General features: G+C 71.6%; 4 protein-coding genes and 1 riboswitch. Of the genes, 2 read left to right on the top strand and 2 right to left on the bottom strand.

Features of this window, described 5'->3' with window-relative positions; all coding sequences use genetic code 11:
* Positions 1 to 325, top strand: a 325-nt coding sequence (locus ACFV2J_RS25490) for a TetR family transcriptional regulator C-terminal domain-containing protein (protein ID WP_385440758.1), incomplete at its 5' end; no start/stop codon positions are given.
* An 84-nt stretch (positions 326 to 409) separates the two neighbouring features.
* Here ACFV2J_RS25490 and ACFV2J_RS25485 read toward each other — a convergent pair.
* Both ACFV2J_RS25485 and ACFV2J_RS25480 read right to left on the bottom strand, forming a co-directional pair.
* Complete coding sequence (locus ACFV2J_RS25485) at positions 410 to 1,195, bottom strand: SGNH/GDSL hydrolase family protein (protein WP_385440798.1); 786 nt, start codon at positions 1,193 to 1,195, stop codon at positions 410 to 412.
* 274 nt (positions 1,196 to 1,469) lie between these two features.
* Complete coding sequence (locus ACFV2J_RS25480) at positions 1,470 to 2,330, bottom strand: LysM peptidoglycan-binding domain-containing M23 family metallopeptidase (protein ID WP_385088152.1); 861 nt, start codon at positions 2,328 to 2,330, stop codon at positions 1,470 to 1,472.
* A gap of 5 nt (positions 2,331 to 2,335) precedes the next feature.
* A riboswitch (cyclic di-AMP (ydaO/yuaA leader) is annotated at positions 2,336 to 2,492 on the bottom strand.
* A 507-nt stretch (positions 2,493 to 2,999) separates the two neighbouring features.
* Here ACFV2J_RS25480 and ACFV2J_RS25475 point away from each other — a divergent pair.
* Positions 3,000 to 3,797 carry a tyrosine-protein phosphatase gene (locus ACFV2J_RS25475; RefSeq protein WP_385088154.1) on the top strand — a complete coding sequence of 266 codons (798 nt, stop codon included), beginning with the start codon at positions 3,000 to 3,002 and terminating at the stop codon, positions 3,795 to 3,797.
* Positions 3,798 to 3,914 lie beyond the last annotated feature (117 nt).

Here is a 3,914-nt window from a genome sequence, read left to right as displayed (position 1 = left end):
CCCCTGCCTCCGTGCCCCACCCGCGCGGCCCCCGGGCGCGGCCCGGCCCCCCCCCGCGCTGCGGGTGGACACGCGTGATCACCACCCGCAGTGGACGGCCGCTATCACCGCGGTGATCGCGGAGGGAGTGGCCGGCGGCGAGTTCCGGTGCCCGGACCCCGCGGGAGCCGCGCTGCGGCTGACGGCGCTGCTCGACGGGCTGGCGGTGCAGATGACCGCCTACACGGGCGCGGTGTCGCGGGCGCGGGCCCAGGAGTGGGTGGACGACGCGCTGGCACGGGAGTTGGGGCTCGATCGCGCGGCGCTGACGGCGGCGGTGCGCTGAGGCGGGCGCCCCGGCGCACCGGCGCGGTCAGGGCCGGTGCCTCGCGTTCTCGCCCGTCGGCCGGGCCGCGGTGTCACGCGCGGCTCAGGCGACGGAGCCGATCCGCATCTTGATGTCGTCCGGCGAGAGGCTGCCCTTGGCCGCCACGTGGTCGCCCGAGGACTCCCCGCGCAGCCGTCGCCCGATCCACGGCACGAGGTACTCGCGTGCCCAGTGGATGTCGTCCCGCCGCACCTCCAGCGTGCCCCGGGGCGGCAGGGGCGGCCAGGGCTGGTCCGGGTCGGCGGGCACGTCGAGGCCGAGGACCTGGCCGGCCCGCAGCGCGACCCGGGTGTGGCCCTCCGGCGACAGGTGCAGCCGGTCGCCGTCCCAGGCACGCCGGTCCTGGATCGTCTTCAGGGACCACAGGTCGAGGACCGGACAGCCGTACCGGTCCGCGATGGCCCGGACATGCCCGTTGTACGTGGCGATCTTCCCGCGCAGGTGTTTCAGCACCGGGACGCCACGGGTGTCGAAGCCGGTCGTCACCATGACGGTGCCGACGGCGGAGGTGAGGTCGGCGACCGCGCGCTCGAAGCGCTCCGCGACCTCGTCGGGGTCGGTGCCGGGCCGGATGATGTCGTTGCCGCCCGCGCAGAAGGAGACCAGGTCCGGGGCGAGTTCCTTGGCCCGCCGGAGCTGGTCGCCGACCACCTGGTCGAGCAGCTTCCCGCGGACGGCGAGATTGGTGTAGGTGAAGTCGCCTTCCGGCTGCCGGTCCGCGAGCAGTACCGCGAAACGGTCCGCCCAACCGACGAAGGCTCCTTCGGGGCCGGGGTCGCCGACGCCTTCGGTGAAGCTGTCCCCCACCGCCACGTACGACCCGATCACTGCTCTGTTGTCACTCTTCGAATCGTCTGCCACGTCGAGCCATGATTCACCTTGAGATGTGAGCTACGCGACCGTAGGAATGGGTTGACGGGTGGTGAGATAAGCCACTCATAAAGAATGGCCGAAATCCGGAATAGGGCTCCCTCAGGCGTGGTTGAACAGCCGCCGTGCCTGGAAGCCCCTGACCCGGAAAGGGCGGCGGCGCGGCACCGACGAAACACCGAGGGCCGGACCCGTGGAGCATGGGGTCCGGCCCTCGGGACGTGCGGGGGCGTCAGCCGACGACGACACCGTGGGAGCGCAGGTACGCGACCGGGTCCACGTCCGAGCCGTAGGCCGGGGTCGTGCGGATCTCGAAGTGCAGGTGCGGGCCGGTGACGTTGCCGGTCGCGCCGGAGAGGCCGAGCTGCTGCCCCTCGGTCACGGTCTGCCCCGCCGAGACGGAGAGCGCGGACATGTGGGCGTACTGCGAGTACCGGCCGTCGGAGTGCTGGACGACGACCTGGTTGCCGTAGGCGCCGCCCCAGCCGGCCGAGACGACGGTGCCCGCGGCGACGGACCTGATCGTGGTGCCGGTCGGGACCACGAAGTCCACACCGGTGTGGTAACCGCTGGACCACATGCTGCCGGGCACCTTATAGCCGGTGCCGATGGTGGCTCCCTCGACGGGCAGGGTGTACCCCGTGTCGGCGGTCTTGGCCGTGGTGGTCTTGGCCGCGGTGGCCGCTTCGGCGGCGGGCCGCGCGGCGACGGCCGTGGCGCTCTGCCCCTCGATCGTGAGCTTCAAACCGGGACTGATCCGCGTCGGATCGCCGCCGACGACCGCGCGGTTGTCGGCGTAGAGCTTCTTCCAGCCGCCGCTGACGTGCTGCCGGTCGGCGATCTTCGCGAGCGTGTCACCGGCCTTCACGACATAGGTCTTCGCCGTGGACTTCTCCGCGGCGCTTCCGGCCGTGGCGGAGACCGTCGTGATCTTCTGCACGGCGGACGGGACGGCGGCCGCCGGGGCCGCCGCATGGGCGCAGACGGCGCCCATCAGCGGCAGTGCGAGCGCGACACCACCGGTGCCGAACACGGCGATCGAGCGGGGCAGACGCAGGAACTTGGGACGACGGTGCTTACCCTTCGCGGGCATGGCGCATTTCCTCTCCGGCGCCTGCGAGGTGAGCTGTCGGGTGCGGACTGGAGATGTCCGGCCGCGCGGCAGCGCGGCTGTACCCCTAGCCGTTCCGGAGACCGGAACAGGCGCGATACCTGTGGGTCCCCCGCTCCTGCCGCGTACGGGTGAGTGCGGATTCCGGGCGGCGGCAGGATTGGGCGTCCGTCCGGATTGAGGGCGAACGTAGGCGAGAGAAGAGCGCGCCGACAACTGTCCGCGACCTCCGTACGCACCCCTTTCTTGATCGATGTCCTGATTGCCCGTCACCCTCCGTGCACGTGGCCCGCTTCGACCCCGCGATCCACAGGGCGGCGCGGCCACCCCGGAAGAGGCGGGCCGCAACGCATCGTCACGCATATGACGCTGCTCACGCACGTCACCCCATGACCGCATATTCCAGCACTAGTTGCACTCAAAGCCCTATTTCCAGCAAAACGACTATTAACGGTGAAATCGGACGGCGAGTGCACCGGGATCTCCACACGCTCCCGTGGCCCGGCCGGGACGCCGTCGAGGCCGATTCACCTCCGAGGCAACGCCTGTGGACAACTCATCGCCCGGGGAACCCATGTCGTATCGTCGAGAGGCGATTCCCGTCGGCGAGCGACCACGAGCGGTGCCGACGGCCCTATGGGAGGAGCCCCCGTGACGCAGCAGGTCCCGTCGACCGAGCCGGAGCTGGCCGGAGTGCGCAACTTCCGGGACGTGGGCGGCCTGCCCACCGTGGACGGCCGGCGGGTGCGGTCCGGGCGGCTGTTCCGCAGTGGTCACCTCGCGCACGCCACGGAGGAGGACGCCGCGTTCCTCTCCTCCCTCGGGCTGCACACGATCTTCGACTTCCGCAACTCCTCGGACCAGAAACTGGAGGGGCCGGACGTCGAGCTGCCCGGCGTACGGAACGTGAATCTTCCGCTGACCGACCCGGCCGACGGCAGCGAGTTCTGGAAGATGGTCCGCGACGGCGAGCTCGACCAGCTCCGTGCCCACCTCGGGGACGGCCGGGCGGCGGACCGGATGATCGGTTCGTACCGGGCGATCATCACCGAGCGGACCGCCGAACACTCCCAGGTGCTGCACGCCCTCGCGGAGGACAGCGTGCCCGCGCTCATGCACTGCGCGGCGGGCAAGGACCGCGCGGGCCTGTCCATAGCCGTGACACTGCTCGCCGTGGGCGTCGAGCGCGACGCCATCGTCGCCGACTACCTGGAGTCGAACGCGCGGCACCGCCGCTACAAGGTGCACCGCAACGGCACCGCGGACACGGCCCGCTCCCCCGAGGTCATGGAGCTGCTCAGCCCGCTGTTCGACGCGCGGGCGGAGTATCTGACGGCCGCCTTCGAGACGATCGAGGAGACCTGGGGCGGCGTCGACACCTATCTGGAGCAGGCCCTGCGGCTCACCCCCGAGCTGCGGGACCGGCTGCGCGACAGGCTCCTCGACTGACGTCCACGGACCGCGCGGCCGTGCGCCCCCCCGGCGCCCGCCCGCGCCCCGGGGGTCCGGGCCCGACTGGGGCGTCGGGGTGGGGGCGCCCCCCGGGGACAGCGGGGTTATTTAGGG

Source organism: Streptomyces sp. NPDC059668 (assembly GCF_042734135.1).
Classification (GTDB): domain Bacteria; phylum Actinomycetota; class Actinomycetes; order Streptomycetales; family Streptomycetaceae; genus Streptomyces.
The sequence above is the reverse complement of the archived record's forward strand: the minus strand, read 5'-3'. Positions and strand labels throughout refer to the sequence as shown.